Annotated in this window: 24 protein-coding genes; 8 read left to right on the top strand and 16 right to left on the bottom strand. The window is 57.3% G+C overall.

Going from position 1 to position 23,849, the window contains the following annotated elements; all coding sequences use genetic code 11:
* Positions 1 to 132: 132 nt before the first annotated feature.
* From kynA to QMZ18_RS27035, 5 genes are all read right to left on the bottom strand, one after another.
* On the bottom strand, positions 133 to 987 hold the full coding sequence (kynA, locus tag QMZ18_RS27015) for a tryptophan 2,3-dioxygenase (protein WP_282609501.1): 855 nt from the start codon (positions 985 to 987) through the stop codon (positions 133 to 135).
* Positions 988 to 1,001: 14 nt separating this feature from the next.
* Positions 1,002 to 2,243 (bottom strand): kynureninase, encoded by a 1,242-nt coding sequence (kynU, locus tag QMZ18_RS27020; protein ID WP_322097326.1) that lies wholly within the window; start codon positions 2,241 to 2,243, stop codon positions 1,002 to 1,004.
* On the bottom strand, positions 2,240 to 2,872 hold the full coding sequence (kynB, locus tag QMZ18_RS27025) for an arylformamidase (RefSeq protein ID WP_282609502.1): 633 nt from the start codon (positions 2,870 to 2,872) through the stop codon (positions 2,240 to 2,242). The genes kynU and kynB overlap by 4 nt, the downstream gene beginning before the upstream one ends.
* 18 nt (positions 2,873 to 2,890) lie before the next feature.
* A complete protein-coding gene (locus QMZ18_RS27030; RefSeq protein ID WP_282609503.1) occupies positions 2,891 to 3,988 on the bottom strand; it encodes a M14 family metallopeptidase in 1,098 nt (365 codons plus the stop codon).
* A gap of 217 nt (positions 3,989 to 4,205) precedes the next feature.
* Positions 4,206 to 4,901 carry an outer membrane protein gene (locus tag QMZ18_RS27035; RefSeq protein WP_282609504.1) on the bottom strand — a complete coding sequence of 232 codons (696 nt, stop codon included), beginning with the start codon at positions 4,899 to 4,901 and terminating at the stop codon, positions 4,206 to 4,208.
* 218 nt (positions 4,902 to 5,119) lie between these two features.
* On the opposite strand from QMZ18_RS27035, the gene QMZ18_RS27040 reads away from it, so the two are divergent.
* On the top strand, positions 5,120 to 5,782 hold the full coding sequence (locus QMZ18_RS27040) for a DUF2975 domain-containing protein (RefSeq protein ID WP_282609505.1): 663 nt from the start codon (positions 5,120 to 5,122) through the stop codon (positions 5,780 to 5,782).
* A gap of 70 nt (positions 5,783 to 5,852) precedes the next feature.
* Positions 5,853 to 6,062 (top strand): helix-turn-helix transcriptional regulator, encoded by a 210-nt coding sequence (locus tag QMZ18_RS27045; RefSeq protein ID WP_282609506.1) that lies wholly within the window; start codon positions 5,853 to 5,855, stop codon positions 6,060 to 6,062.
* A gap of 41 nt (positions 6,063 to 6,103) precedes the next feature.
* On the opposite strand, the gene QMZ18_RS27050 is transcribed toward QMZ18_RS27045, so the two are convergent.
* Entirely contained in the window at positions 6,104 to 6,964 is an 861-nt protein-coding gene (locus QMZ18_RS27050; protein ID WP_282609507.1) for a LysR family transcriptional regulator, read from the bottom strand.
* Between the two features lie 148 nt (positions 6,965 to 7,112).
* Between QMZ18_RS27050 and QMZ18_RS27055 the strand changes: the two genes are divergently transcribed.
* Together QMZ18_RS27055 and QMZ18_RS27060 are read left to right on the top strand one after the other, a co-directional pair.
* On the top strand, positions 7,113 to 7,517 hold the full coding sequence (locus QMZ18_RS27055; protein WP_282609508.1) for a globin family protein: 405 nt from the start codon (positions 7,113 to 7,115) through the stop codon (positions 7,515 to 7,517).
* Positions 7,518 to 7,599: 82 nt separating this feature from the next.
* Entirely contained in the window at positions 7,600 to 7,893 is a 294-nt protein-coding gene (locus tag QMZ18_RS27060; RefSeq protein WP_282609509.1) for a DUF1330 domain-containing protein, read from the top strand.
* Between the two features lie 24 nt (positions 7,894 to 7,917).
* On the opposite strand, the gene QMZ18_RS27065 is transcribed toward QMZ18_RS27060, so the two are convergent.
* Entirely contained in the window at positions 7,918 to 9,573 is a 1,656-nt protein-coding gene (locus QMZ18_RS27065) for an arylsulfatase (RefSeq protein ID WP_282609510.1), read from the bottom strand.
* A 115-nt stretch (positions 9,574 to 9,688) separates the two neighbouring features.
* On the opposite strand from QMZ18_RS27065, the gene QMZ18_RS27070 reads away from it, so the two are divergent.
* A complete protein-coding gene (locus QMZ18_RS27070) occupies positions 9,689 to 10,633 on the top strand; it encodes a LysR family transcriptional regulator (protein ID WP_282609511.1) in 945 nt (314 codons plus the stop codon).
* Positions 10,634 to 10,765: 132 nt separating this feature from the next.
* Here QMZ18_RS27070 and QMZ18_RS27075 read toward each other — a convergent pair whose 3' ends face one another.
* From QMZ18_RS27075 to QMZ18_RS27115, 9 genes are all read right to left on the bottom strand, one after another.
* Positions 10,766 to 12,172, bottom strand: a complete 1,407-nt coding sequence (locus QMZ18_RS27075; RefSeq protein ID WP_282609512.1) for a pyridoxal-dependent decarboxylase — start codon at positions 12,170 to 12,172, stop codon at positions 10,766 to 10,768.
* Between the two features lie 243 nt (positions 12,173 to 12,415).
* On the bottom strand, positions 12,416 to 13,171 hold the full coding sequence (locus QMZ18_RS27080; protein WP_282609513.1) for an alpha/beta fold hydrolase: 756 nt from the start codon (positions 13,169 to 13,171) through the stop codon (positions 12,416 to 12,418).
* Between the two features lie 103 nt (positions 13,172 to 13,274).
* Positions 13,275 to 14,279 (bottom strand): TRAP transporter substrate-binding protein DctP, encoded by a 1,005-nt coding sequence (dctP, locus tag QMZ18_RS27085; RefSeq protein ID WP_282609514.1) that lies wholly within the window; start codon positions 14,277 to 14,279, stop codon positions 13,275 to 13,277.
* A complete protein-coding gene (locus tag QMZ18_RS27090; RefSeq protein WP_282609515.1) occupies positions 14,261 to 15,676 on the bottom strand; it encodes an MmgE/PrpD family protein in 1,416 nt (471 codons plus the stop codon). The genes dctP and QMZ18_RS27090 overlap by 19 nt, the downstream gene beginning before the upstream one ends.
* A gap of 239 nt (positions 15,677 to 15,915) precedes the next feature.
* A complete protein-coding gene (locus QMZ18_RS27095; RefSeq protein ID WP_282609516.1) occupies positions 15,916 to 16,770 on the bottom strand; it encodes a MurR/RpiR family transcriptional regulator in 855 nt (284 codons plus the stop codon).
* Between the two features lie 236 nt (positions 16,771 to 17,006).
* Entirely contained in the window at positions 17,007 to 18,194 is a 1,188-nt protein-coding gene (locus QMZ18_RS27100; protein WP_282609517.1) for an ROK family protein, read from the bottom strand.
* 9 nt (positions 18,195 to 18,203) lie between these two features.
* A complete protein-coding gene (locus tag QMZ18_RS27105; protein ID WP_282609518.1) occupies positions 18,204 to 19,496 on the bottom strand; it encodes a TRAP transporter large permease in 1,293 nt (430 codons plus the stop codon).
* Positions 19,486 to 20,004 (bottom strand): TRAP transporter small permease, encoded by a 519-nt coding sequence (locus tag QMZ18_RS27110; RefSeq protein ID WP_282609519.1) that lies wholly within the window; start codon positions 20,002 to 20,004, stop codon positions 19,486 to 19,488. The genes QMZ18_RS27105 and QMZ18_RS27110 overlap by 11 nt, the downstream gene beginning before the upstream one ends.
* Before the next feature lie 37 nt (positions 20,005 to 20,041).
* Positions 20,042 to 21,013, bottom strand: a complete 972-nt coding sequence (locus QMZ18_RS27115) for a TRAP transporter substrate-binding protein (protein ID WP_282609520.1) — start codon at positions 21,011 to 21,013, stop codon at positions 20,042 to 20,044.
* A gap of 96 nt (positions 21,014 to 21,109) precedes the next feature.
* Here QMZ18_RS27115 and QMZ18_RS27120 point away from each other — a divergent pair, with 96 nt between their 5' ends.
* The 3 genes from QMZ18_RS27120 (at position 21,110) to QMZ18_RS27130 (ending at position 23,767) form a co-directional block, all read left to right on the top strand.
* On the top strand, positions 21,110 to 21,937 hold the full coding sequence (locus QMZ18_RS27120) for a glucosamine-6-phosphate deaminase (RefSeq protein ID WP_282609521.1): 828 nt from the start codon (positions 21,110 to 21,112) through the stop codon (positions 21,935 to 21,937).
* A gap of 10 nt (positions 21,938 to 21,947) precedes the next feature.
* Entirely contained in the window at positions 21,948 to 22,958 is a 1,011-nt protein-coding gene (locus QMZ18_RS27125) for an N-acetylglucosamine-6-phosphate deacetylase (RefSeq protein WP_282609522.1), read from the top strand.
* Positions 22,959 to 23,221: 263 nt separating this feature from the next.
* Positions 23,222 to 23,767 carry a Crp/Fnr family transcriptional regulator gene (locus tag QMZ18_RS27130; protein ID WP_282609523.1) on the top strand — a complete coding sequence of 182 codons (546 nt, stop codon included), beginning with the start codon at positions 23,222 to 23,224 and terminating at the stop codon, positions 23,765 to 23,767.
* The last annotated feature ends 82 nt before the right edge of the window (positions 23,768 to 23,849 follow it).

Genomic DNA, 23,849 nt, shown 5'->3' on the forward strand with positions numbered 1-23,849 from the left:
ACAGCATTCCATGGTTCTGGAACAATTGTTTCGGCGTCGTAGCTTTTCCTGCAAACTCTATCCGACGAGCAGACGCGGATCGCCGTTGTGAAGGACGGGTTTGGGTGGTGACCGGCAACGCGTCGTCCATGACTAAAGAGCGGTGCGCACGCTCCAGAGTTCCGGAAAGAAGCTGTAGTCCAGCGCCTTCGACAGATAATTGACGCCTGAAGTGCCGCCGGTGCCGCGTTTGTGACCGATGATGCGGCTGACGGTTTTCAGGTGGCGGAAGCGCCACTGTTGAAAGGAATCTTCCTGGTCGACCAGCTTTTCGGCTAAATCGTAGAGTTCCCAATGGGTTTCCGGTTGCTGATAGATTTGCAGCCAGGCGTCTTCGACGGACGGCGACGCAGCGTAGGGTTGGCTCCAATCCCGGTCGGTCACGGCGGCATCGATCGCGAAACCCTTTCGTGCCAGAAGCAGCAGCACTTCGTCGTAGAGACTAGGCGCCTTCAGCACGGCTTCGAGGCGGTCATGAATTTCCGGTTTATGACGGTGCGGTGCCAGAAGTGCCGGCTTCTTGTTGCCGAGCAGGAATTCGATCTCGCGGTATTGATAGGACTGAAAGCCCGACGAGAGCCCGAGTTGATCGCGGAACTGCAGGTAGTCCGCAGGTGTCATGGTCGACAGCACGGACCAGGATTGAATGAGCTGCGACTGAATGCGGGCAACGCGCGCCAGCATCTTGAAGGCGGGCGCTAGGTCGTCGGCGCGGATGCAGGTGACGGCGGCATGCAATTCGTGAAGGATCAGCTTCATCCAGAGCTCAGTCGCCTGATGGATGATGATAAAGAGCTGTTCGTCGTGCTCACCGCTGACTGGGTTTTGGCTTGCGAGCAGGCTGTCCAGCGAGAGGTAGTCGCCATAGCTCATCGACTCCGCAAAGTCGCTATGGGCGCCTTCAGGCAGGTTTGCCGTCGTGGGTTTTTGTGCTTTTTTTTCCGGCATTGCGATTCCTTCACCTAAGTGACGGCAAGGCGTTTATGGAATTTCGGTTGGTCCCAGCTGCCACTTGTCATGATGTCACGAAGTGTCTCCACGGCGTCCCAGATATCGGCGTAGCGGAGGTAGAGCGGCGTGAAACCGAAACGCAGGATATCCGGCGCTCGGAAATCGCCTATGACATCCTGATCTATCAAGGCGGCCATAATGGGATAACCCTGCGTATGGCTGAAAGAAACCTGGCTGCCGCGTGTCTCCGGATCCCTGGGACTGAAGAGTTCGAAGCCGAAGTCGGCGCAATGCGTCTCCACAAGGTCAATGAAGAGGCTGGTCATGCGCACCGACTTTTCGCGGATTGCCGACATGCCGGCATTCCCGATAACGTCCAGGCCTGCGTCCAGCGCCGACATGCTGAGAACAGCCGGGGTGCCGCAGAGGTTTCTGCTGATGCCATCCGCCGGCCGGTAGTCTTGATCGAACAGGAATGGGGCTTCGTGCCCCATCCAGCCGGATAGCGGTGGACGCACCTGATCCTGCAGGCGTTCGGCGACAAAGAGGAACGCTGGCGCGCCCGGTCCGCCATTCAGATACTTGTAACCGCAGCCGACCGCGAAGTCTGCGCCTGCACCCCGAAGATCGACGGGAAAGGCGCCCGCCGAATGTGCCAGATCCCAGAGCATAAGGGCGCCGGCAGAATGTGCCTTTGCCGTTACCTCGTTCATTTTGTGGATGCGTCCTGAACGGTAGTCGGTCTGGGTCAGCATGACCACAGCGACCTGGTCGTCGATCGCGCCAAGGATCTCATCGGGCGCCACCAGCTTCAGCTCGTGGCCTTTGTCCAGCAGATCGATCAGGCCTTGGGCGACATAAAGATCAGTCGGAAAATTCCCGCTGTCCGACAGGATCACTTTGCGTTCAGTCTGCAGACGAAGCGCGGCGGCCAGCAGTTTGAAAAGATTGACCGAGGTGGAATCCGCGACCACGACCTCGTTTGCCGCGGCGCCGATCAGGCCGGCGATCTTGCGACCGCAGCGTTGAGGTAATTCCATCCAGCCATGTTTGTTCCAGCTACGGATCAGATCTTCGCCCCATTCTTCTTCGAGTACTTGCGATACGCGCCCCGCCGTGGTTCTCGGCATTGGCCCCAGCGAGTTTCCATCCAGGTAAACGGTATTCGCCGGGATATGAAACTGCGCCCGCATTGGGCCGAGGGGATCGCTTTGATCCCACTCCAGGAGGTCTTCTCGGGTGATTGCACTCACGACGGAATGGGTCCTCTCAAAACGGCGCGCACAGGGGCGGCATCCAGGTTTGCAAACTTGATGGGCAGGGCAATCAATTCGTACGCGCCCGGGGCAATCTCGTCCAGCACCAGACCTTCCAGAATGGCCATGCCCGCACGGCGGACGGCGTGGTGCGCGTCCATGGTTTTGGAGCTTTGCGGATCCAGCGACGGCGTGTCGGTTCCGATCAATCTGGTGCCTGCCGCAGCCAGAGCCTCGATGGACTCCGGTGCGATCGCGGTGAAGTTTTCGTCCCACTGCTGCAGCGGTGTGGTTTTGTAGGTCTTCAGCAACACGCGTTCGGCCGGCTGATCCAGCGCCGGCGCGATGTCGCGCGGCATGATACGCGAACCGGCTTGGATGACGTCCAGGACAAGGCAGGGGCCGAGGTAGAAACTAAGATCCACCTGACCCGATGGCAGGCCTGACGGGTCGTAATGAAGAGGAGCGTCCGCATGGGTGCCGCTATGGGTCGAGAGGGTGACTCTTGAAACATTTACCGGGCAATGATCATCGATCTGCCAGGTGCGCTCTTCTTCGTAGGGAGTGTCGCCCGGCCACACAGGCAGGCCGGGGCGGAGCGGCTGTGTGATGTCCCAGATCTTCATGCCAAGGCCAATCCCCGTTTATACCTTCGCCAACCCGCGCTGGGCCTGGCGGAGAACCATGCGGCTGCGGAAAATCACCATTTCCTGCCAGTCCGGTGTTCCCGGATAGTAATGGTTTTTGAGGCGTTTCTTAATCGCCCGGGTTTCTTCCGATTGCCAATCGACCTTGCCACGCGCGTGCAGCCAGTGGTCGGCGCGCAGGGCTGTGCGCCCGGCATCCGGCGTGTAAGTGCCGTACTCAAGCGCGACGTAGGTATGAATGTCACCGACGATCCGCGTCCAGCCAAATTCCGACAGGCCAACCTTGGGCACGGAGGAGGAGGTGCCGAGATCCGGCTCGGTCAGTGACTGTCCATACCAGTCCTTGGCGCGATCGTGCCCAGGGGTGCCAGGTACATTGCCACAGATCGGTTCGCCATAGCCGAAGGGTCCGAGGCCGGTGTGGTAATCGATGACGGCGATGTGGGCGCGGTTGGGAAGGTTGAAATCGACCATGATTCCTTCCAGGGTTCGGCGCGACCAGGTCGGCGCCTTGCCGCCGTAGAACATGCCTTCCGGATGGGTGTACTGGCCGCCGCCGCGTGCGACGTGAAAGGCGGTCTCTCCATGTTCGGCGCGCCAGGCGGCAATCTTTTCCTCGGCCTGGTCGAAAAGTGGACCGGAGAGCTCGGGTGGCAGCAAAACGTCCCGCAAAGCCTCGAATCCCGAATTGACCGGGTGAGGTTCGTCGAAATCGAGCCAATTGCGGTTGAGATCGCAGCCTTCTTCCGTGACCCGGCGCAGCCAGGCAAAACCATGCGGATTGATGGCATGGATGATCAGCATCGCGACACCGTCAGGCAGGCTCTCCGGACCTTTGTTCCGCATCCAGTCCAGCTGTGCGCCCGATCCACAGAAACCTTCGACGCCATGGGTTGCAGACAGAGTTACGATGATTTTTTTGGCGTTACGGGGACCAGCCCAGGCCGTGTCGCATGCCAACTCTTCGCCAAGGGGACCCAGGTTGGGATTGCGGTAGGAGGATACTTCCAAGCCGAGTTTGCGGCTCTGCGTCAGGAACCGTTGGCGGGCCGACGCATAATCGGCAGAGAAACAGGCTTGGAGTTCGGTTTCCACGTCGCATTGCCTTTCGGGAGATTTCGAGACTCCGATAAAATAAAGCATTGCCGCGGTGACGAAAGAGGGAACCTGATTGGAGGTAAAGAAGGTGGGCGGGCGCCTGTTTTAAAAGCGGCCCGCCCGTGTCTGGGGCAAGAGTCTGATCGGATTCAACTAAATCAGCGAGTTACGTGGATCAGCCTCTCGTTCATATTGTGCGAGTGCGGTCTGGGTACTAAAACCGGCGGGAAACGCCTATGCGAACAACCGCGGCACCGATGCCGATATCGTGGTCTGATCCGGCAATCCGGCGGTCGTCTTCGCCGAAACCGTAGCTTATGCCCTCCAGGCGGCCCGACCAATTCTCGTTGATGGCGAGTTCTGCCCCAAGTCCGACGGCGAAGCCGGCCCGCACGCCGTCGTCATCGTCTCCGGCCGTCTTGACGTGAATATCAGAGAGGGCGAGACCGGCGGTTCCGTATAGATGCAGATGCTCCCAGGCGTAGCCGGCCCGGACACGCGTGGTCGCCACCCAGTTGCTCTCCAGAGAGGCCTTACCCAGAAGAGAATCGTTCGCGCTGTCGTCACTGTCGAGGGTTTGGGCGTCGGCTTCCAGGCCGATCAGCCACTGACCGCTTTCGGAGCGGCCGAAAGGAGCGAAGTTGTAGCCGCCGACCACGCCGAATGAAACACCGCTGTCATCGAGGTCGAGATCATTGCCGTTGGCGCCGTCTTCGATGCTTGCCGCTGTACCGTTGGCACCCAGGGTCAGACCGACGTAAGGCCCGGTCCAGTTGTCTTTGACCTGCTGTGCGAAGGCCGTCATCGGCAATAGGAAGAGCACCGATATGCTCAGGAGAACCAGATAGACCCGAATCCTGACCGCAGGGGCGGCCTGAGAGGGGAGTGATCCCCGCTTCAAGAAGTTCATTTTAGATCCCATTGTTATGTGCTAAACGACGATTCAAGATCGTTGAATGAGAAAAAATTATTGTTTTACGATAAAAAATTCAAGTAAAATAATTACGGTGTTCGCAATTGATTTTTTGCGCGCCGATGTTGGGACAGGAAACGCAGTACAGAAACTGTCCACCGGACACCCGCCCGATTGAGCTGCCGGTCGGATCCCGTGACGAGGAGAAGTTGTTGATGGTTTTAGAAGAGACGATGGCTGGGCAAGGGCGGGCAACGGGCCGAATTCGCTCTCTGGCCCGCTTTGCGCAGATACTAACGCTCGTGGGTATGGCCGTTATCATCTGGTACTGCGCGGAAGCCGCATACCTCATGGCCTTTTCGCCTGCCGAATACGACGAAATGCTCGCCTTTGCCTATTCGGTGTTGAGTTCCAGCCCGGATTTTGCCCCGGTGTTTGAGGCCGGACAGCAGAAGTATCCGGTTCCCGAGAGCTATTCGCCGCTTGCGCGTGCGATAGTGTTCGTTACTTCCAACATGATCAATGTGCTGGCGCTCTGTGCCCTCTATTGGGCGCGCGAGCTGTTTCGTGGTTATGGCCGGGGTGAGATTTTTACGGAGATCGCGGCCATGCGCCTCGGCAAAGTAGGATGGATGGTCACGCTGCTTGCGCCGATTGGGTTCGTTGCGGATTTCGGTCTCTTAAAGACGGTTGTCGTTGCGGCTGCTCCGATGGACAGTGGTTTGTCAATCTCGGCTGCCGATTTCGCCTTAATGGCCTATATCAGCGTCAGCGAGCTAGATGCCTTTGCAATCGTCATCGGCCTGCTTATCGTATTGGTCGGGCGAATCCTAAGTGAGGCTTCGAAAATCTCCGAAGAGAATAGGTCGTTCATATAATGCAGTGCGCTGCGAAGTTTGCATGACTATTGCCGCCAAAGAATGACGAAGAAATGACGACGACCTGATTATGCCGATTGTTGTAACCCTCGATATCATGCTCGCAAAACGCAAGATGCGTTCCAAGGATCTTGCGCTCCATGTGGGGATTACCGAGCAGAACATTTCTCTGCTCAAGTCTGGCAAAGTCAAAGGTATGCGCTTCGATACCCTGCAAAAGATCTGCGAAATTCTGGATTGCCAGCCCGGAGACCTGCTTGTTTACGAACCTGACGAGTAGAGGTAAGGGTGAAAGCCCTGCGTTTACTGATTACTCCACCTTCAGTCACCTGTTTCCGTCAGGATATCCGCCAGGGCTTTTACCTTCGGTGAGCGAACGTCCTTACGCCAGACCAACAGAGTGTTGAGATCGCATTCACCTGCCCGCAGATCATGAATGCGCAGCCTCTTACTCTCGGGAAAGGTGCCGAGTACGCTTCTGGGCAGCAAAGCCGCACCCATGCCGGCGAGAACACAGCCGAGCATGGCGTGATAGGACCTGAGTTCGATGATGCGCTGGGGTGTTTCGTCCCGTGCCGCATACCAGCGCTCGAGTTGCCGGCGGTGGGGGCAGCCGTGTTCGAAGACCAGGATGGTCCGGGGCACCGCGTCTGGCTTGTCGATCGTGGGGTGATCCTGGGCGGTCACGATAACCAGTTCCTCTTCGAAGGCGAGGACGGACTCGAACTTGGCATCTGCGATCGGTTCGGCCATCAAAGCGGCATCGAGCTCGCCTGACAGCAACGCCGAGGCGAGCTGGGTCGGGTTTCCGGTGCGCAGCTCCAACTCAACTTTGGGATACAGGTCGTTGTAGGCAGCCAATGGCCCAGGCAAGCGTACGGCTGCGGTGCTTTCCATAGATCCCAGGCGAAATAGACCCCGAGGCACATCTCCGTGCACAGCTTCGCGCGCTTCCTCCGCCAGCAGAAGCAGGCGCTTGGCATAGTCGAGCAGGGTCTGCCCGGCGGGGGCCAGATGCAGGCGTTTACCTTGGCGGATGAAGAGCGGAACACCGAGCTCATCCTCCAGTTGCCGGATGCGCGTGGTCACATTCGACTGAACCCGGTGTAAGCGCTCAGCGGCGCGGGTGATGCCGCCTTCCTCGACAACGGCAGTAAATATCTTCAGGTCGGACAGATCCATAAATCTCTCATAGAGAACAAAATCATCATAATTATTCATTTTTTTAAATGATTGGCAATTGCTAAGACAAGTCACGATTGGCGCCGCCGTCCATTTTTTGGTCAAGCACCTGTTGATTAATTCCATGATAAATATAGGAGAATTGAAAATGTCCCCTGAACAAATTGCAATTGTCCGCGAAAGCTGGCGTAAGATTGCTCCGATCGCCGATCAGGCGGTCTCTCTGTTTTACGATAAGCTTTTCGAGATCGATCCGGATCTGCGCGAACTCTTTAAGGGCACCGATATGGTGGCCCAGCGGATGAAACTGGTGCAGGCGCTGGCCGGCGTCATTGGCCGGTTGGAGGGTGTTGAGGAAATCGTTCCTCAGTTACAGGAGCTTGGCCGGCGTCATACTGCTTATGGGGTTCAGGACGAACACTATGCCTCTGTCGGAATTGCATTGCTCGGCACTCTGGAAGAGGGGCTGGCCGAGGATTGGACGCCAGAAGCAGGTCAGGCCTGGGCAGAGGCTTATGGACTGATCGCCGGGACCATGAAGGCTGCGGCATAGGATCTGAGATGCTCAGGTCAGCCACTAGAAAACCGCCCCTGCTTTTCGTTTTCACATGAAGATTCCATAGAGGACAGGTCTCATGCCAAAGGGTTACTGGATCGTGCGTGTCAGCGTACACAACGAAGCGCGCTATCCCCAATATCTTCAAGCGGCGAAGGCCGCCTTCGATAAATTCGGTGCAAGGTTCCTCGTTCGCGGGGGCTCCTTTGAAGCCATGGAGGGCGAGGCCCGTGCACGTAATGTCGTGGTCGAGTTCAAGGATTACGCAACGGCGGCGGCTTGCTACCGGAGTCCCGAGTATCAGGCTGCAAAGGAAATCCGTAATGCAAATGCCGATGCCGACTTCCTCATTGTCGAAGGTGCGGCGGCCTGAAAGGTGGCGTGTCCGTTTAAAGATTCAGCCTTCGCCGCCGTGGATATTCTCCATGTTCCAGGCCTTCTGCAGGCGCGGCAGGATTTGGTCCCAGGCCTCGACGCCGGTCTTTGTTGCCCAGTCGGCATACTGATTCTTCAGGCCGGCTTCGAGGGGCGCGTTCCGATCAGCGAGATTGTTTAACTCAGTGCGGTCGGCTTCCATGTCGTAGAGCTCCCACTCCGAACCGTGGGTGCGGACCAGCTTGAACTGGCCCTGGCGGATTGCACAGTTGCCTTCGTGTTCCCAGAAAATCGGTTGTTCGCGCTGCCAGTCCTTGCCTGAGAGCAATGGCATCAGGGACTCGCCCTGAAGCGGCTGGATCTCGTGACCGCCCAGTTCCGTGAGCGGCTTGGCGCCGCAGGCCTCCAGAATGGTCGGCAGGATGTCGACCACGTGGGCCGGGGCCTGTGCGACCTGCGGCGCTTTCAGGCGCGCCGGCCAGTGGGCCACCAGCGGGGTTGAAATCCCGCCCTCGTGGACCCAGTGCTTGAACAGGCGGAAGGGCGCGTTGGAGACGTTGGCCCAGGGCAGGTCGTAGCTCTGGTAGGTGAGGGGGCCGCCGGGCCGGATGTCGGGCCGGTTGCCCATCTCGATCCTGCGGCCGTCATCCAGTTGATCTGGGAAGAACTTGGCCCAGCCGTCCTCGGCCATGAATTCCGCGCAACCGCCGTTGTCGGAGAGAAAGAGGATCAGCGTGTTGTCATACTGTCCGCGCTGCTTCAGCGCCGCGACCAGCCGTCCGATGGACTGATCCATGCGGTCGACCATGGCGGCATAGGTCGCCATTTTGCTGGCTTGCCAGTCCTTATGTTCGATGGCCTCCCAGGGCGGTGCCGAGGGATCGCGCGGCGAGATCTGCCAGTTGGTCTGGAAGAGGCCCAGACCGTTCATCTCCTGATGGCGCGCCGTGCGAACCGCATCCCAGCCCTGACCATAGGCGCCGTCGTAGCGGGCGATGTCGTCTTCGCGGGCATGCAGCGGCCAGTGCGGGGCGGCGTGAGCGAGGTAGAGGAAGAAGGGTTGGTTCATCCCGACGCTCTCGTCGATCATGCCGATGGCCTTGTCGGTGATCGCGTCGGTAAAATAGAAGTCATTGGGAAAGACCTCGACCCGGCTGTCGTCCTCCAGCATGAAGTGCGGCGCGAAGAAGTGGGTGACCCCATCGACGATGCCGTAGAAGCGGTCGAAGCCGCGCTGGCGCGGGGTCGGGTGATCGATGTCGCCGACCCGCCAGCTATCTACCTCCCGCGCCATGAAATCGCCGGCCACGTGCCACTTGCCGGACATGAGGGTGCGGTAGCCCTGTGCCCGCAGAACCTCGGCGATGGTTGCACTATCGTTGCGCAGGAAGCCCTGATAGGCGGGCGTGCCGAGATTGGCGCCCATATGCCCGACACCGGCATTGTGCGGATAGAGTCCGGTCAGCAGCGACGCACGGGTGGGGCAACAGCGCGCGCAGTTGTACATGGCGGTCAGCAGCGTGCCGTTCCGCGCCAGAGCATCGATATTGGGCGTACGGATTTCCGACCCGGTTATGCCGAGATCGGCGAAGCCCATGTCATCGACCAGGATGAGGACGACATTGGGGCGTTCTGTATTGGGTCGTTCGGGCGGATGCGGCTGGATAGGGTCGGTCATGGCTGAGTCTCGTCGCAGTTGGCGGGGGCAGGAATGCCACTTGAAGACTTCAGCGTATCAGCTCACTATAAATCGAAAAAATGCTTTAAATAGTGCAGAAGGCACAGTTTTTTCGATGATAAATTTTACCCTCAAGCAACTGGGCTACTTTGAGGCCGTGGCGTCCCTCGGAGGAATTGCGCAGGCGGCCCGGCAACTCAATGTCTCAGCCTCGGCTATTTCCACCGCGATCTCAAAACTGGAAGCCTCGACCGGACTCTCGCTGTTCTCGCGCCATACCGCAAAAGGTGTCGTGCTGACCGTCGCGGGCCGCGAGTTTCTGCTGCGGGCGAAGCAACTGCTGCAGCACGGCGAGCAGGTCTCTGAAGAAGCGAGGGCGCTGGCGTCCGACGAAGCCGGGCGGATTCGCTTCGGCTGTTACGCTGCCTTCGCCCCGATCCTGGGACCGGGGGTCGTTACGCAGCATCGTTCCAATTGGCCGGCCGTGAAGCTGGAGTTCCATGAGGACACTCGCGAACACCTGACCAGAGACCTCCTGCGCGGGCGTCTGGACTGCGCGCTGCTTTACGACCAGGGCCTCGACAAGGAAAGCCTCGACGTCGAGCCGCTGCTGACCGTGCGGCCCAGGGTCGCCCTGTCTGCCGATCACCCACTCGCTCTGCAAAGCGAAGTCTCACTGCGGGACCTGCAGGGCGTGCCCTATGTCCTGGCGCATGAGCCTAGACCGGGACCGCATTACCTCGATCTTCTGAAAGACCACGGCATCGAACCCGAGATCGCGCTGGTCTCACGCTCGTACGAAATGCTGCGCTCCTGCGTGGGCCGGAACATGGGCTTCACCCTGATGGCCTTTCAGCCGCCGCATACCCTGACCTATCAGGGAGATTCAATCGTGGCCCTGCCGATCGGCGAGAGCGTACCCGGTTTCGACGTGGTCCTGGCGTGGAGCAAGGGGCGGGAGAACAGCCGTCTGCTGCGGCGTTTCCATGCCTTTTGCCGGGATGTTGTGAAGGCCGAACTTGTCATGGCGAATGCGGCGGTCGAGTTGGTTCGGTCTTGAGTGCTTACATCATTTTGTAAGCGGGCTCGGGCCCTGTTTGAGTATTGGCTTAACAAACTGACGCACAAAAGGACCTGCGTCCCCACGAGTGAGTTCTCTGAGTGATGCCCGAGTCCAAAGAGATCATGTTCGTCAGGTGCAGATGGGAAGCCCTTCGAGTAAATCCGCCAGATCGTCGATCACGGTCTCGTCCGTTCGACCGTTCGTGACGCAGGCCCTCAATACAGGATTGTCTTCGTAGATGGCTTTGGAAATCCAGAAACGACCATCTTTATGAACGGCATCCACGTAATGCTGCACGGCTCGATGCCCTTCTGGGGGCACCATGCAACTCACTCCCATGGGCGAAGCATTGGCGTGCACCCATCCGCCTTCCATCAGCCTTTCGGTCAGGCGGCCGGTCAAGCTGATTGAGCGCTCCACATGTGCGCCATAGCCTTCCCAACCAGCCGACCCGAGCGCGAGAAACAGGCGAAGCCCGACAAAGCGGCGGGACCACTGGGTGGAGTTCACGTAGAAATCCTTGCTGGCTTCGCTTTCCGGCATGTAACTCGCAGTGATGCGAAATACCTGAGCGGGAATGTCCGGCCGGCTTGTTAAAAACATGCCGGCCCCCATTGTGGTGGCGAACCACTTGTGCGCATCGATGGTGATGGAGTCCGCACGTTCAATGCCATTTAGCACGTGGCGTTGTGCATCGCTGGCGATCAAAGCGCCTCCCCAAGCGGCATCGACGTGGAACCACATGTCGTGGCTTCGGGCAAGTCCGGCTGACGGGCCCAGAGGGTCCACCATTCCAGCATTTGTCGTTCCGGCGGTCGCCACGATTAAGACAGGTATGCATCCCGCTTTCAGATCGATCGCAATGGCGGCTTCGAGAGCGCCGATGTCCATCTGGCCTTTCCCATCGGTCGCCACCAATCGCACGGCGTCGCGTCCTATCCCGGCAGCATGTGCCATTTTCAGCCACGCCAGGTGACTCTCCTTTGAGACATAGACCGTCGGTGGGCCAGTAAATTCACTAAGCCCTCTATCACTGTAGTTCGGGCATTTCGCTTGGAGTGCGCACAGCACGGCGGTCGAATTCGCTTCCGCTCCGCCGCTCGTGAAATGGCCACCTGAACCAACGGGTAGCCCCGCACGGCGTGCCACCTCGTTAATGACATGCTGCTCGATCTCCACTGCTGCTGGTGCGTGCGAATGAACACAGATTTGTGGATTAAAGGCGGATGCGATTCGGTCTGCACACTCGGCAGCAAAGGTTGGTGCCGGATTGAACAGGCCCATATAGCCTGGATGCGTCATCTGCACACTGCCCCTGTCCAAGGCATCGATCACCCAGTCCATCAGTGTTTCCAAATCTTCGGTCTGGTCGAACTTTTTTCCGTAGAGATCATTCAGCCATTCAGAAGATAGTTCTTCTGCGATTGCCTTGCGGTCAGCGTACCTGCGGCGGGCCCTGTCCAAACGTGCGGTTAGAGCGTTCTCGACAGCATCCAAGTCATTGAAATCGGGGAAGAGGGCATCACGGCCAAGCATCAAAATCTCCTTGCGAACATTCGGGGAGAGTATCCGCGAGGTGGCCGTACAACCATCCGATTCTTGTTAATTCGTAACTGTATTCTTCTTACAGACGATCACGCGCGGCGGATCCAAGGGGTGGTCTTTTCTTGTGTTGGTGATGTGGGCAGTCAGACATCCTACAGTGGTTAACCACTCGGGGTGTGCCATTTGACCAGGCCTGATGACGTGGGCGCCGCCGGACCCCGTTCGTAACTGGCTTCAATGGGTTTTGTTCAGGAAGTTTGTGACTACTGAATTGAAAAGATCGGATGCCTCCAGGTGGGCACAGTGTGCGCAGCCTGGCAAGAGGCACAATTCGGCAGATTGAATCTGTCCTGCAAGGCGGACAATACCGTCAACGCTGTAAGAGCGGTCAGCGTCGCCGCTGATGACCAACGTCGGCATCCTGAGTTCAGCCATTCTTTGCGTCACGTCCCAAAAGGGAAAGGCCTCGAGGCAAGCCAGCACAGCCGCTTTCGATGCACCCTTTCCCGCGTCGAGGCAAAAAGAATACATCGGCGCTGCCGCCAGCTCCCGAAACCATGTGGCGGTGACGCTTGCCGCGACCTTTGCCAGCCCTTCGCGCTCCACTTTTTGTTTGGTTTCCTCAAAGGTCTCGAAGCGGTTGGGTAAGTAACCTGAACTTGAAGTCGCATAGAGAATGAGCTTTTCGACGCGTTTGGGATAATCCAGGGCCGTCTGCAACGCCACCATCCCGCCCATGGAATGACCCAGGAGGCTAAATTTTTCTATACCCAAGTCGTTCAAGAGCGCCATCTGCGCCTGGGACAGGTCTTTTATCGTCGCGGGCGGCGGTTCTTCTGCGCTGCCTGCGAAGCCGGGCAGATCGGGCGCGACGATGTCATAGGCCTCACCAAGAGCCGCCATCTGCGGTTCGAAATAGCCCGAACCGCCGAGGAACCCATGTTGCAGGACCAATGCCGGACCATTTCCATATCGTCGATAGTTGAGCACTTTTTCGTCTTTCGTCCATCGCGTATGACTATCAGCGCGAGGAAGCGCAATTTGTTCCGGTCATGCCGGGACGGCTGTAACTGCCCCGGCATGTGAGGCGTCACTACTGTGTGTGTTCCGCCAGCAGAGCCCGGATCTTGTCTGCAGTTTGCTTCCCACAGGTCTTATCAAGCTCTTCGTCCCACTGCGGCTGTATCGAAGCGAGCAGTTCGTCGCGCTTCTCCTTGGAAAGCGAAATTGCCGAGCCGCCACCATTCATGACGGCATCGCCTACGGCTTGGTTGATCCAGGCTTCGTATTTCGGCTTCAGCCAGGTTTCGGTTTCGCGGCCGGCATCAAGGACCGCCTTCTGATCGTTGGCGCTAAGGCCATCGAATTTCGCCTTGTTCATCATATACATGACATTACCGTAAAACAGGTCGGCGTTGATCATATGCGGCATCACCGACCACAGCTTCCACGAACTGTAGGTCGCAACCCCCATATTGATGCCATCGACAACCCCACGATCGGCAGACTGAAAAACTTCTTTCGGCGACACAAAGACCGGCTTGCCGCCCCAGGACTCGATCATTGCGCTGACAAGCGGGCCAATGCTGCGCACCTGAAGACCCTTGAGATCGCCTAGATCCTCAATCTGCTCGTGGAACCACCACTCCTGATCAAAGGAATAGTTCGATGAAAAGATGTTTATCAGGCCCACTTTGGCGGCCTCATCCGCAAGAAGAGCCGTCATCTTTGCATCGAGATCGACTTGGTTCTCCAGATCCACGGACGCAGGATAAAAAGCGCCAGCTCGGTAGCAGGGCAGCCTTTTATCATAGGAGATGTGACTGACGTCCGCGACGCCGCCCAGCACCGCATCGATGCCTTCGCTCCAGCCGTTCAAGGTTGCTGAAGGGAAGATTTCCACGCGCACCCGGCCTTCGGTTTTTTCAGATACAAGTTCGGCAAAGTGCTTAAAGCCTTCGTAGCGGACATCGATTTCGTTCACGTAGGTTGAGAGGCGAATAAGCTCCTCTGCGAGAAGCGATGGTGCAGATATCGAAAAGCCAACTGCTGCCGCGACCGACATAGCCGCCGTTCGCGCTACCTTGAAACGCCACATTTCAGATCCTCCATTTGTTCCGTTGAGTGTTTTGTCGGGCACAGGGTTTTGTTTGCGAGATCCAGAAGGTCGATTGTCTGGAGATCAAAATCCGGCATGTCCTGACCTGCATATGTCAGGCAGTCCCGGAACTTTCGAACCAACTCTGCATCCGTAAGAGAACGGTCAGGTGCGCCGCGGGCGTTGCCGCAAAAGCGTGAGACCGTCCGGCCGTCCTTCAAACGGATACAGACCTTGGCGCTCTCGGGATGTGTTTGAGATCCCTGATTGTTCGAGAGCCGTTCACTGGATTGCCACTGGACGCGAGCCGTTAACTGTTGTTTCGCTTCAGAGAAGATTTCTTCTGTGGTCAGGTCCTGCAGCCGCACAGCGCCATGCAATGCCGCACAGGCGATTGCGTAGGGAAGGCTGAACTGGGCCTGTTGCGGATTTGACGGATGTGAGTAGACGAGAGATTTCCACACCAACTCCGGCACCTCGACAAAGATCCTGTCGATGTCCGTTGCCTCGAACCCGTTATCGTCAAGCAGGAGTACCGTCGCCTCAATCGCCGAATGTGCCGCCGAGCACACCGGACTGGTCTTGAACATCAATCCAGGACTCTCGATGCGCCAGCGCTGTCCCAGCGAGTTTACCTGAGCCAGATCGCTGTGTCCGTGGTTGAGCATTTGGAAAAACCCGTTTTCCTGCTCAAAAGCGTCATGGGGTCCGGTCAATCCCAGCTTTGCCGCGAAAGCCGTAGCGACAGCCTGACTGGCCGCTCTTCCCACGAGATAGGGTTTCGCATCGGTTCCCGCGATCGACCTGATCACAGCAGCAGAGACACAGGCGATCCCTATCGCACTGGCTGTCTGGTCGTTGTCCAGGCCGAGCAGCCGGCAGAGCCCCGCGACGGCTCCGACTTCAGCACAGGATCCGGTGCTCCACCAACCGGATAGAAAGTGGCTGTGTGTGCAGATTTCACCCAACACATAAGCGACCTCGGAACCCACTAGGAAGGCTTCAATCAGGTCTCTTTCCGAAGCGTTGCGGGCCTGCGCAACTGCAAGCACCGCAGGTAAAATGACCGCCGAGCCGTGAATTATCCCGGTATAGCTGGTGTCGTCGAAGTCCCACACATGCGCAGCAAATCCGTTAACCAGTGCTGTGGCCTGCATGCCTAAAACAGAATCGTCCAACAGCCTATCAGGAGCGTGCCCATCTGCGAGGCCCGCTGATAGCGCGCGGCATTTGTTATGCACAGCGCCGGCCGCAATAACGCCAATCGTATCCAATATGGCTCTGCGTGCGCAGGAGATTGTGGAGTGAGGAGCCTTCGCGCAATCAACGGACGCGCTCCATTCTGCGAAACGCCGTGCGAGGCAGGTATCACTGCCGAGCGCTATCTGCGCCAACACCAAAATCCAGCCTCCGACAATAGCAAACTGCCGAGCATCAACACCTCCCCATCAACGGTAGTTCTTATTTGTATCGTTTGTAATATTTTGTATAAGAAAATGTCAAATGATATATTTTGGATCGATAGTCCGCCCGGCGATAGTAGCCTGTTGCAGCGGGTTCAGCCTGACCCGAACTCTCGAAGTTTTCTGAAACAACGAGCCGAACAAAGAATGCTGCGCTCGGAAATTTAGGCGGCTTACGAGATATAGGCTCCGGTCTGGAGGCGAAGACGTTCGACCCTGTCAATCCGCTTGGCTTCCCTGCCTTTGCCACCGGCGACCGCCATGGCCAGGAGTGCCTCGACAATTGCCGCAACACCGACAATGGAAGGATGGTAGTGCGGACTTTCGGTGGATGAGAAAAGGCAATAGTCGACGTGGTTGACGAATGGGGAACTCCGCCGATCGGTGATTGCCATCGTTACTGCACCTATGCGTCTGGAATACTTCACAGCATCCAAAGCGGCGACGGCATAGGGTGAGACAGCGATGGCGAGTACCGCATCTTTTGAGCTAAGGGAGGCAAGCGATTCAATAACCGTTGCCGTGCCAGGACGGGAAACCCGCAAACCGTCCAACGCAATCCCGCCGGTCGTCTCCATATGCGTGGCAATGCCGTACATCGATCCGGCGGCGATCAGATGAACCGTTCCGGCTGTGCGAATGGCTTCTGCCATCGCTTGAAAGGTATCTGGATCATTTCGGCTGAGCGCATCCGAGACGTTTTCGAGCGCAGCGCTCCGCAGATTGGTCAGAAGTGCATTGTCGGGATGTCCCTGCGCATCGCGCCGGAGTGCGCCGGCTTTAGCGCTAAAGCTGTTATCGACAATTCCGGTCTGGAAGGTCGCTTTGAAGTCCTCGTAACTGTCGAAACCCATATGGCGTGCCAGACGCAGCATCGTCGGCGAGGAAACACCGCACTCGGACGCGACAGCCCGCATCGAGCCGAAAGCCATTCGGTCAGGATTATCCAGCGCGAATTTCGCTGCCGTTTCCAGCTTTCTGGGCAGATCCGGCAGCACGGCGGTCAGCTTCTCAACGACATTCAACATATTACACCTACGATTTTCCTGTAGCGTTCGTTACAAAATATAGCCTGATCTGTCCAGAAAACACTGACAAGCGAAGGTTTGTGGGTTGCAGTCGTAGCTACTTACAGAAAGACGTACAGGCGAGCAGGTGTTACCAGCCAAATGTTCATAGTTTTATATAGCAATTGAGGCTGGGTATATTTGGTGCGGCGAATTGCCTGATCAGCGCGTAAAAAATTTCTGATGCTGACTGCTAACTAACTCGCCAAAATTCCACCTGTATTCTGGTCGCTCTTTCGAGAGGCGAGATCTCGCACAGCCGCGGCGAAGGGATCACGTAAAGCGCTGGCGATTTCAAATCCCATGCCGGTTTCATTGACGGAAACACGGACCTTGTCGAGCGATTTGAGCAGCGGCGCTTGTTCGAGCGTCATAACGAAGCGACTGAAAATTTCAGGATTTTGGACGAAGGGGCCGGTGAGGATAATTCGATCCGGAAACAGCAGGCGGCACAGGTTCGTGGTCAGACGCAGCATCTGTTTCAGTGCTTCTGACATTGCCGGGGATTCGAGAAGATCCAATTGGCGCAATTGTCCCGCGAGGCCGCTTTCGTCGAGCGGCAGTCCGGGAAATGTCTGGCGCAATTCCGGGCCAAGTGCCCAAAGAGCTGCGACTGTTTCGAGACAGTCGGTATTGCCGCAGGTGCAGTGCCGGCCCACTGCATCCCCCAGGCTCCAATGGCCGATTTCGCAAAAGCGTCCGCGGCTGCGATTGACGATCTCACCGTCGGCAGAGTAAGCCGCGCCAATGCCATACCCCCAATGCAGCAGCAATGCCGTCTCACTTGGCGGATGGCCTTCATGCAGACGAATGCCGGCCAATTCCGCATCGAGGTTTCGGATCAGGCTGACAGCGCAATTTGCATCGGCAAGAGCGGCGGCAACATCGAAGTTGCGTAGCTCCGGCCAGCGCGATGAAAAACACCAGGTCGAACGTGCCACATCGAGCAAGCCTGAGAGTGAACACACAATGGCGCAGACCTCTATGCCGGTTGGAAACTTTGTCGTGATGTCTGCCACCAGCCGACGCATTAAATCAGCCATGGCTTCGTTTCCGGCATCGCACGGTGGGGTCACAGAACTTTCCGCGACGACCCGATGCGCTAAATCGACAGCTTTCGCGACGAGCGTGCGATCGACGACAGAGATGAAAACTGCGCCGAAGCGTTGGTGATTGTAACTCAGTGATGCCGCCGGCCGCCCGCGTCCTTGAGGCTTGATGGTGCTCTCGCGAAGCAGATCCTTCGCCACGAGCTCGCCGACCAGTTCGGAGACGCTCGTTGAACGCATCGACAGCAGTTCGCCGATATTCCCGCGAGTTGATGCGCGGCCATCACGTACCAGATCTGCAATGGCGACAAGGTCTTCGGTGCGGTTAAATTCCATCTTTCTGCTTTAGCGTAATAGCGAGGGCAGCGTAAGTGAAAAGGCGGGAATGTAGGTAACAAGCAGCAGAACGACGAGCATGGCGGTGTAAAACGGCACCAGGTTTTTTGTCGCGCTTTCGAGGCTGATGCGGGCAATGCCAGATCCGACAAGCAGGGAAGTTCCGACCGGTGGTGTACAGAGTCCGATACCGAGATTGAGGATCATGATGATGCCGAAATGGATCGGATCGACGCCGACTTTAGTGACAATGGGCAGCAGAATTGGCGTCAGCAGTAAGATAAGTACGCCCATGTCCATCAGCATACCGAGCAGCAGCAGCAGGATATTGACGGCAAACAGCACGAAGAGCTTACTGTCTGAAATCGCAAAGATTCCCTCGGCCAGTACAGTGGGGATACGCAGATAAGACAGCAAGAAACCGAAGACTGATGACGTCATGATGATGGCGGTGACCATCGCGAGTGTCGTCAGTGTTGTGGAGAATATCCTTGCTGCAGCAGCGCGGTCCAGGCTGCGGTACCAGAACAAGGTGGTCAGCAGTGCGTAGACAACGGCCACGGCAGCTGATTCCGTCGCGGTGAAAACACCGGTTAGAATGCCACCGATTATGATGACGATGGTGAAGAGGCCGATGGCCGCATCGGCAATCGCGGCGAGACCTTGGCGGAGATTGTAGGCACCGCCTATCGGATGGTTGTGGCGGCGGGCCATGACGAAACAAATGATCATCAGCGACAGGCCGAGCAGGAGTCCTGGGACATATCCGGCCAGAAACAGGGTCGAGATGGGAAGGCCACCGGCCGCCAATGCGTAGAAAATCATGTTCTGACTTGGTGGGATGAGCACACCTTGGACCGAAGAGGTGATGGTGACCGCGACCGAATAGTTTGCCGGATAACCGCTGCGCACCATGGCCGGGATCAGGAAAGAACCAATTGATGCGACGTCGGCAACCGATGACCCGGAAATGCCGCCGAACATGGTGCTGGCGACAACATTGCCTTGTGCGAGACCTCCGCGCATTCGCCCCACCAGCACGTCGGCCATCCGGACGAGCCGATCGGAAATACCGCCTTCGGTCATGATGTTGCCGACAAGGATGAAGAAGGGGACTGCCAGGAAAGTGAAGGAGTTGAGACCGTTGACCATGCGCTGGGCGACCATAAGCAGAGGCAGACCAAGGAACAGCGCTGTCGCGAGTGATGATAGGCCGAGCGCAAAGGCGATCGGAACACGCAGCAGCATGAGGCCGACAAATCCGCCGAGCAGCAGAGTGATGCCGGTCCAATCAATCTGCATCTGTGAATTCCAGTGTTTCTCGCGGAACAAAATGAACGTCGCGCAGGATCATGTTTGCCAGGGCATTCGTCGTGCCAAGCAACCCACCGAGAATGGCTGGAAAATATAAGAGTGACTTGGGAAAGCCGGAAGCAGGAAGAACCTGGACGCCCGTGAGCGCAATGAGATCATCAGCAAAGAACATGACGGAAAACATGAAAACCGCCATTGCTGCTTGTGCCAGATAGTCGAGTGAAGCTGCGGCAGGCCCTGGAAGCAGGTCCCGAAAATAGGTGATCGCAACATGCTCGTGACGCCTGATGCCAACCGCGACTGCCAGGAGGCCGAACCATATGAGGCACAAAAGCGCGATTTCCTCAGACCAGCTGGTCGGTCGATTGAGAACAAAGCGCAAGAAAACCTGCAGCACGGTAACGGCTGTGATGATAGCGAGCAGCGCATGGCAGATGAGCGCAGCCACCCGGTTGATCCGGTCGATCCACCGGGCCGTTCCTTGCGCCCAACTCATACGCTGCTCACCTGTCAGAGACTACTTCCGAACCCTCTTACTTTGCCGCCTTTATCCGCTCGATGAGCGGCTTGTAACTGGGAAACTCATCATAGATCGGTCCGACTGCAGCCTGGAAGGGTGTATTGTCGATTTCGGTGACCGTGGCGCCGCCATCTTCTACAGTTTTGCGTGCCTCCACATTTGCCTTGCGCATGATTTCGCGTTCGTACAGCGCGGCCTCCATGCCGGCCTTGCGAATGGCATCCTGTTGCTCCGTTGGCAGAGAGTCGAATTTTGCCTTGTTCATGAGGAGCAGGGCAGGGGGACTCAAATGTGCATCTTCGACGTAGTTAGGTGCGACCTCGTAATGGGCTGACGTGTGGTAGCTCACATAATCGTTTTCTGCGCCGTCAATAACCCCGGTCTGTAGGCTGGAATAGACTTCGCCATAATTCATTGGTGTTGGGACCGCTCCTAGAAGCTCCATCATTCGGATGGAAATTGGCGCCGGCTGGACGCGGATTTTCATACCTTTGAGGTCTTCGATCTTGCTGATCGTTTTGCCTTCGACCGTGTAGAACGAACGCGCACCGGCATCCATGTAACCGAAACCGATCAGTCCGACCTTCTCCAGATCGTTCAGGACCTCTGTGCCGATGTCACCATCGAGCACTTTGTATTTGTGGTCCCAGCCGCCAAAAATGTAGGGCAGCGTGAATACGCCCATGGAGGGACTTACATTGGCCAGCACGACTGAATTCACACGCGCGAGATCGATGATGCCGGCCTGAGTCTGCTCAATGGTCTCGGGCTCTTGTCCAAGCTGTGCGCCCGGAAACACCTGAACCGTCACATCGCCATTGGTGTATTCCTTCACCAGTTCGGCGAAGCGATACATTGCGACTGTAACCGGGTTCGATTCCGGTTGGTTCTCTGCCAGGCGCAATACGGTTTCTGCAGATGCGGCTTGGGAAAGAAAGACAACACCAGCGAAAAAGCTGACCACAGCGGAACGGATCATGTTCATCATCGTGCTCCCATTTAGATTTCTTGATTCTGTAGAGGATCAACCAAGAGGGGAGATGAGTCAATAATTTTGAACAAAAAAGTTTAAAATAAAAACATGAAAAAAAGCCATATTGACACTAAATTTTATATCTGCTTCTCTTTTAAAAACATTAATGTTTCTAATTATGGGCGCTTCATGCGAATTCACTTTCACGATGATAAACTGGCGATGGGCCGAGCTGCAGCCAAAGACGGAGCGGGCGCCATCCGTTCTGCAATCGCGGAGGCCGGTGCAGCGGCCGTGATTGTCGCCACAGGAGCAAGCCAATTTGAAATGCTCGATGCGCTCGTATCTATGGAGATTGACTGGAGCAAAGTGACGCTTTTCCACCTTGATGAATATGTTGGCATTGCCCCAGATCATCCTGCGAGCTTTCGAGGCTATCTGTACGAGCGTCTGATCAAACGCATTGGACCCCTGAAGGACTTTATTGCGGTGAAGGGAGACGCGGTCGACCTTGACGCAGAGATCGCTCGGCTCAATGAACGGATTGCAAGGGAATCGATCGATGTTTGTTTTGCGGGGATCGGTGAGAATTGCCATCTCGCGTTCAACGATCCACCTGCGGATTTCAGAACCGAATCCCCATTTCTCGTCGTCGAGCTCGATGAAGCCTGCCGACGTCAACAGATGGGAGAGGGGTGGTTTGTGACACTGGACGAGGTGCCGCGCCGTGCGATCTCCATGTCAATCCGGCAGATCATGAATTCGGGCAAGCTGGTTCTTTCCGTTCCCGATGCCCGCAAGGCGGACGCCGTACGCAATGCCGTCGAGGGCGAGGTTTCGGATCTCCATCCGGCATCCATCTGTCAGGAACATGCCGACGCCGGTTTGTATCTTGATCCAGATTCGGCCAGCCGCTTGTCGAGCCGCACCGGATAGGAGTGAGAGAGTGCAGACGGACGGGCTCTTCGACCTTCAGGTCAACGGCTATGCCGGTGTTGATTTCAATGACGAAGCAATCACGCCCGACCAGGTCGATGTGGCTTTGGAGGCCTTGCTGACAGCAGGTGTGACCGGTTGCCTGCCGACGGTGATCACGGCGCATCCACACAAGCTCGACGCGCGATTGAGGGCACTTGACGCGGCTGTCACAGCGAGCCGCTTAGGCCACTCCATGGTTCCAGGATATCATCTGGAAGGCCCGTTTCTCAATGCGTCGGCCGGTTACGACGGCTGTCATCCGCCCGAGGCCATGATAGACCCGGATGCCGAGCTTGTGTTCCGCCTCGAAGAGCCACTTGTCCGGCCCATTCTCCTGGTCACTCTGGCGCCGGAGCGTCTCGGTGCGGTCGACGCCGTGAAGCGTCTGACCAAAGCGGGCAAGACCGTATCCATGGGGCATTCGGCTGCGGGGTTCGCCACTGTCCGTGCCGCCGCGAATGCCGGAATGACACTCTCGACACACCTCGGAAACGGCCTGCCGCAGCAACTGCCAAAGTTGGAAAATGCCCTGCTTGCACAATTGGCGGAGTCACGCCTGAAGGCGAGCTTGATTGCGGATGGCCACCATATGTCACCCGAGGCCCTGGAGGCACTCGTTTCGATCAAGGGCAAGGAGAATTGCATCCTCGTGACTGACGCTGTTGTTGCCGCCGGCTCCGAGCCCGGGTCCTATCGCTTTGCTGGAATGGATATCCAGCTCGACGAACGCGGGACCGTGCTGCAGCCCGGCCAATCCAATCTCGCCGGTTCAGCGCTCGGCCTCGATAAAGCCGTGCGCAATGTCTGCGCCTGGTCGATCGCAACACCTCAAGAGGCGGCGCGTATGGCATCCGTTCAGGCACGCGCCGCGATTGCATCAGCACTGAAGCATCACGGCATTCGCCTAGATGCGGGACAGGTCTCCTGGAACTCGGGACTTGAACCGTCTGTCCAGGTCAGAGGGTGCACATCGGCGTAAAGTTCAATCTCTGTGAAATGCCTGAGTGTGTGATCGGGGGCCATTCTTTCGGCTTGTCAGCTGCTTGACTTGTGAGACGACGTCTCTCTAAGAAAACTGCAGGCTAAGGAAATTGCTGAGGTTTTTGGAAGACGGGTCTTGCTGCGGCCGCCGTAGCTGTCGGGCTGGTTTGGTGAAGGCCGCTGAGAAAGGGGCGCCGAACCCAATTCATCTGGCAGCGTCGCTACACTTCAGAGGCTTGCGATCGGAATGTATTCCTTGGCATGATCGTGGCCATGCTGCATGAGATTATCGGGGCGCTTCAGGACAAAGCCTCAAATGTGGAAGATATCGCCTCCGGCGATCGGCTCTTTACCCGAGGCCAGAAAGTAGCCTCGGTATTCCTGCTGGACGAAGGAGAGGTGACGCTTTCGCGCTTTCTGCCACAGGGTAGGGAACTTGTCCTGCATCGCGCGCGGGGGCCGACCATTCTGGCGGAAGCCTCGATCTATACCGAGCGCTATGACTGTGATGCGGAGTGCCTGTCGGCGTGTCGCGTTCGAAACCTGCCGGTCGCGCGCTTCCTCAGTCTGATCGAGGAGAGCGCCGTGCTGTCGTCGGCTTGGGCATCGCATCTCGCGCTGAGCCTTGAGAAGGCGAGAGTTCGGCGCGAAATTCTGATTTTCAGGACGGTTGGTGAACGCCTCGATGCCTGGCTCGACTGGAGGGATGGCGAATTGCCGCCAATGGCTGCAGGAAATGAGGTGGCCATGGAACTCGGCGTGTCGCCCGAGACACTGCATCGGGAGTTGGCGAGGCGCCGGAAGTAAGCCTAATTTACGGATGAAGAGGTTCGGGTTCGCGACACAACTAAGGGCATGATGTTCGCGCGTATTCGAGGTGATTTAAAGG

The sequence above is a fragment of the Pelagibius sp. Alg239-R121 genome (assembly GCF_947331435.1).
In the GTDB taxonomy this organism is placed as follows: Bacteria; Pseudomonadota; Alphaproteobacteria; order Kiloniellales; family Kiloniellaceae; genus Denitrobaculum.

What these genes read in the sequence shown, in the direction of transcription:
- kynA (WP_282609501.1), bottom strand. Translation starts at nt 987, where the DNA reads ATGCCGGAAAAAAAAGCACAAAAACCCACGACGGCAAACCTGCCTGAA.
- kynB (WP_282609502.1), bottom strand. Translation starts at nt 2,872, where the DNA reads ATGAAGATCTGGGACATCACACAGCCGCTCCGCCCCGGCCTGCCTGTG.
- QMZ18_RS27035 (WP_282609504.1), bottom strand. Translation starts at nt 4,901, where the DNA reads ATGAACTTCTTGAAGCGGGGATCACTCCCCTCTCAGGCCGCCCCTGCG.
- QMZ18_RS27040 (WP_282609505.1), top strand. Translation starts at nt 5,120, where the DNA reads ATGGTTTTAGAAGAGACGATGGCTGGGCAAGGGCGGGCAACGGGCCGA.
- QMZ18_RS27045 (WP_282609506.1), top strand. Translation starts at nt 5,853, where the DNA reads ATGCCGATTGTTGTAACCCTCGATATCATGCTCGCAAAACGCAAGATG.
- QMZ18_RS27050 (WP_282609507.1), bottom strand. Translation starts at nt 6,964, where the DNA reads ATGGATCTGTCCGACCTGAAGATATTTACTGCCGTTGTCGAGGAAGGC.
- QMZ18_RS27055 (WP_282609508.1), top strand. Translation starts at nt 7,113, where the DNA reads ATGTCCCCTGAACAAATTGCAATTGTCCGCGAAAGCTGGCGTAAGATT.
- QMZ18_RS27060 (WP_282609509.1), top strand. Translation starts at nt 7,600, where the DNA reads ATGCCAAAGGGTTACTGGATCGTGCGTGTCAGCGTACACAACGAAGCG.
- QMZ18_RS27065 (WP_282609510.1), bottom strand. Translation starts at nt 9,573, where the DNA reads ATGACCGACCCTATCCAGCCGCATCCGCCCGAACGACCCAATACAGAA.
- QMZ18_RS27070 (WP_282609511.1), top strand. Translation starts at nt 9,689, where the DNA reads ATGATAAATTTTACCCTCAAGCAACTGGGCTACTTTGAGGCCGTGGCG.
- QMZ18_RS27075 (WP_282609512.1), bottom strand. Translation starts at nt 12,172, where the DNA reads ATGCTTGGCCGTGATGCCCTCTTCCCCGATTTCAATGACTTGGATGCT.
- dctP (WP_282609514.1), bottom strand. Translation starts at nt 14,279, where the DNA reads ATGTGGCGTTTCAAGGTAGCGCGAACGGCGGCTATGTCGGTCGCGGCA.
- QMZ18_RS27095 (WP_282609516.1), bottom strand. Translation starts at nt 16,770, where the DNA reads ATGTTGAATGTCGTTGAGAAGCTGACCGCCGTGCTGCCGGATCTGCCC.
- QMZ18_RS27100 (WP_282609517.1), bottom strand. Translation starts at nt 18,194, where the DNA reads ATGGAATTTAACCGCACCGAAGACCTTGTCGCCATTGCAGATCTGGTA.
- QMZ18_RS27105 (WP_282609518.1), bottom strand. Translation starts at nt 19,496, where the DNA reads ATGCAGATTGATTGGACCGGCATCACTCTGCTGCTCGGCGGATTTGTC.
- QMZ18_RS27110 (WP_282609519.1), bottom strand. Translation starts at nt 20,004, where the DNA reads ATGAGTTGGGCGCAAGGAACGGCCCGGTGGATCGACCGGATCAACCGG.
- QMZ18_RS27115 (WP_282609520.1), bottom strand. Translation starts at nt 21,013, where the DNA reads ATGAACATGATCCGTTCCGCTGTGGTCAGCTTTTTCGCTGGTGTTGTC.
- QMZ18_RS27120 (WP_282609521.1), top strand. Translation starts at nt 21,110, where the DNA reads ATGAAAAAAAGCCATATTGACACTAAATTTTATATCTGCTTCTCTTTT.
- QMZ18_RS27130 (WP_282609523.1), top strand. Translation starts at nt 23,222, where the DNA reads ATGATCGTGGCCATGCTGCATGAGATTATCGGGGCGCTTCAGGACAAA.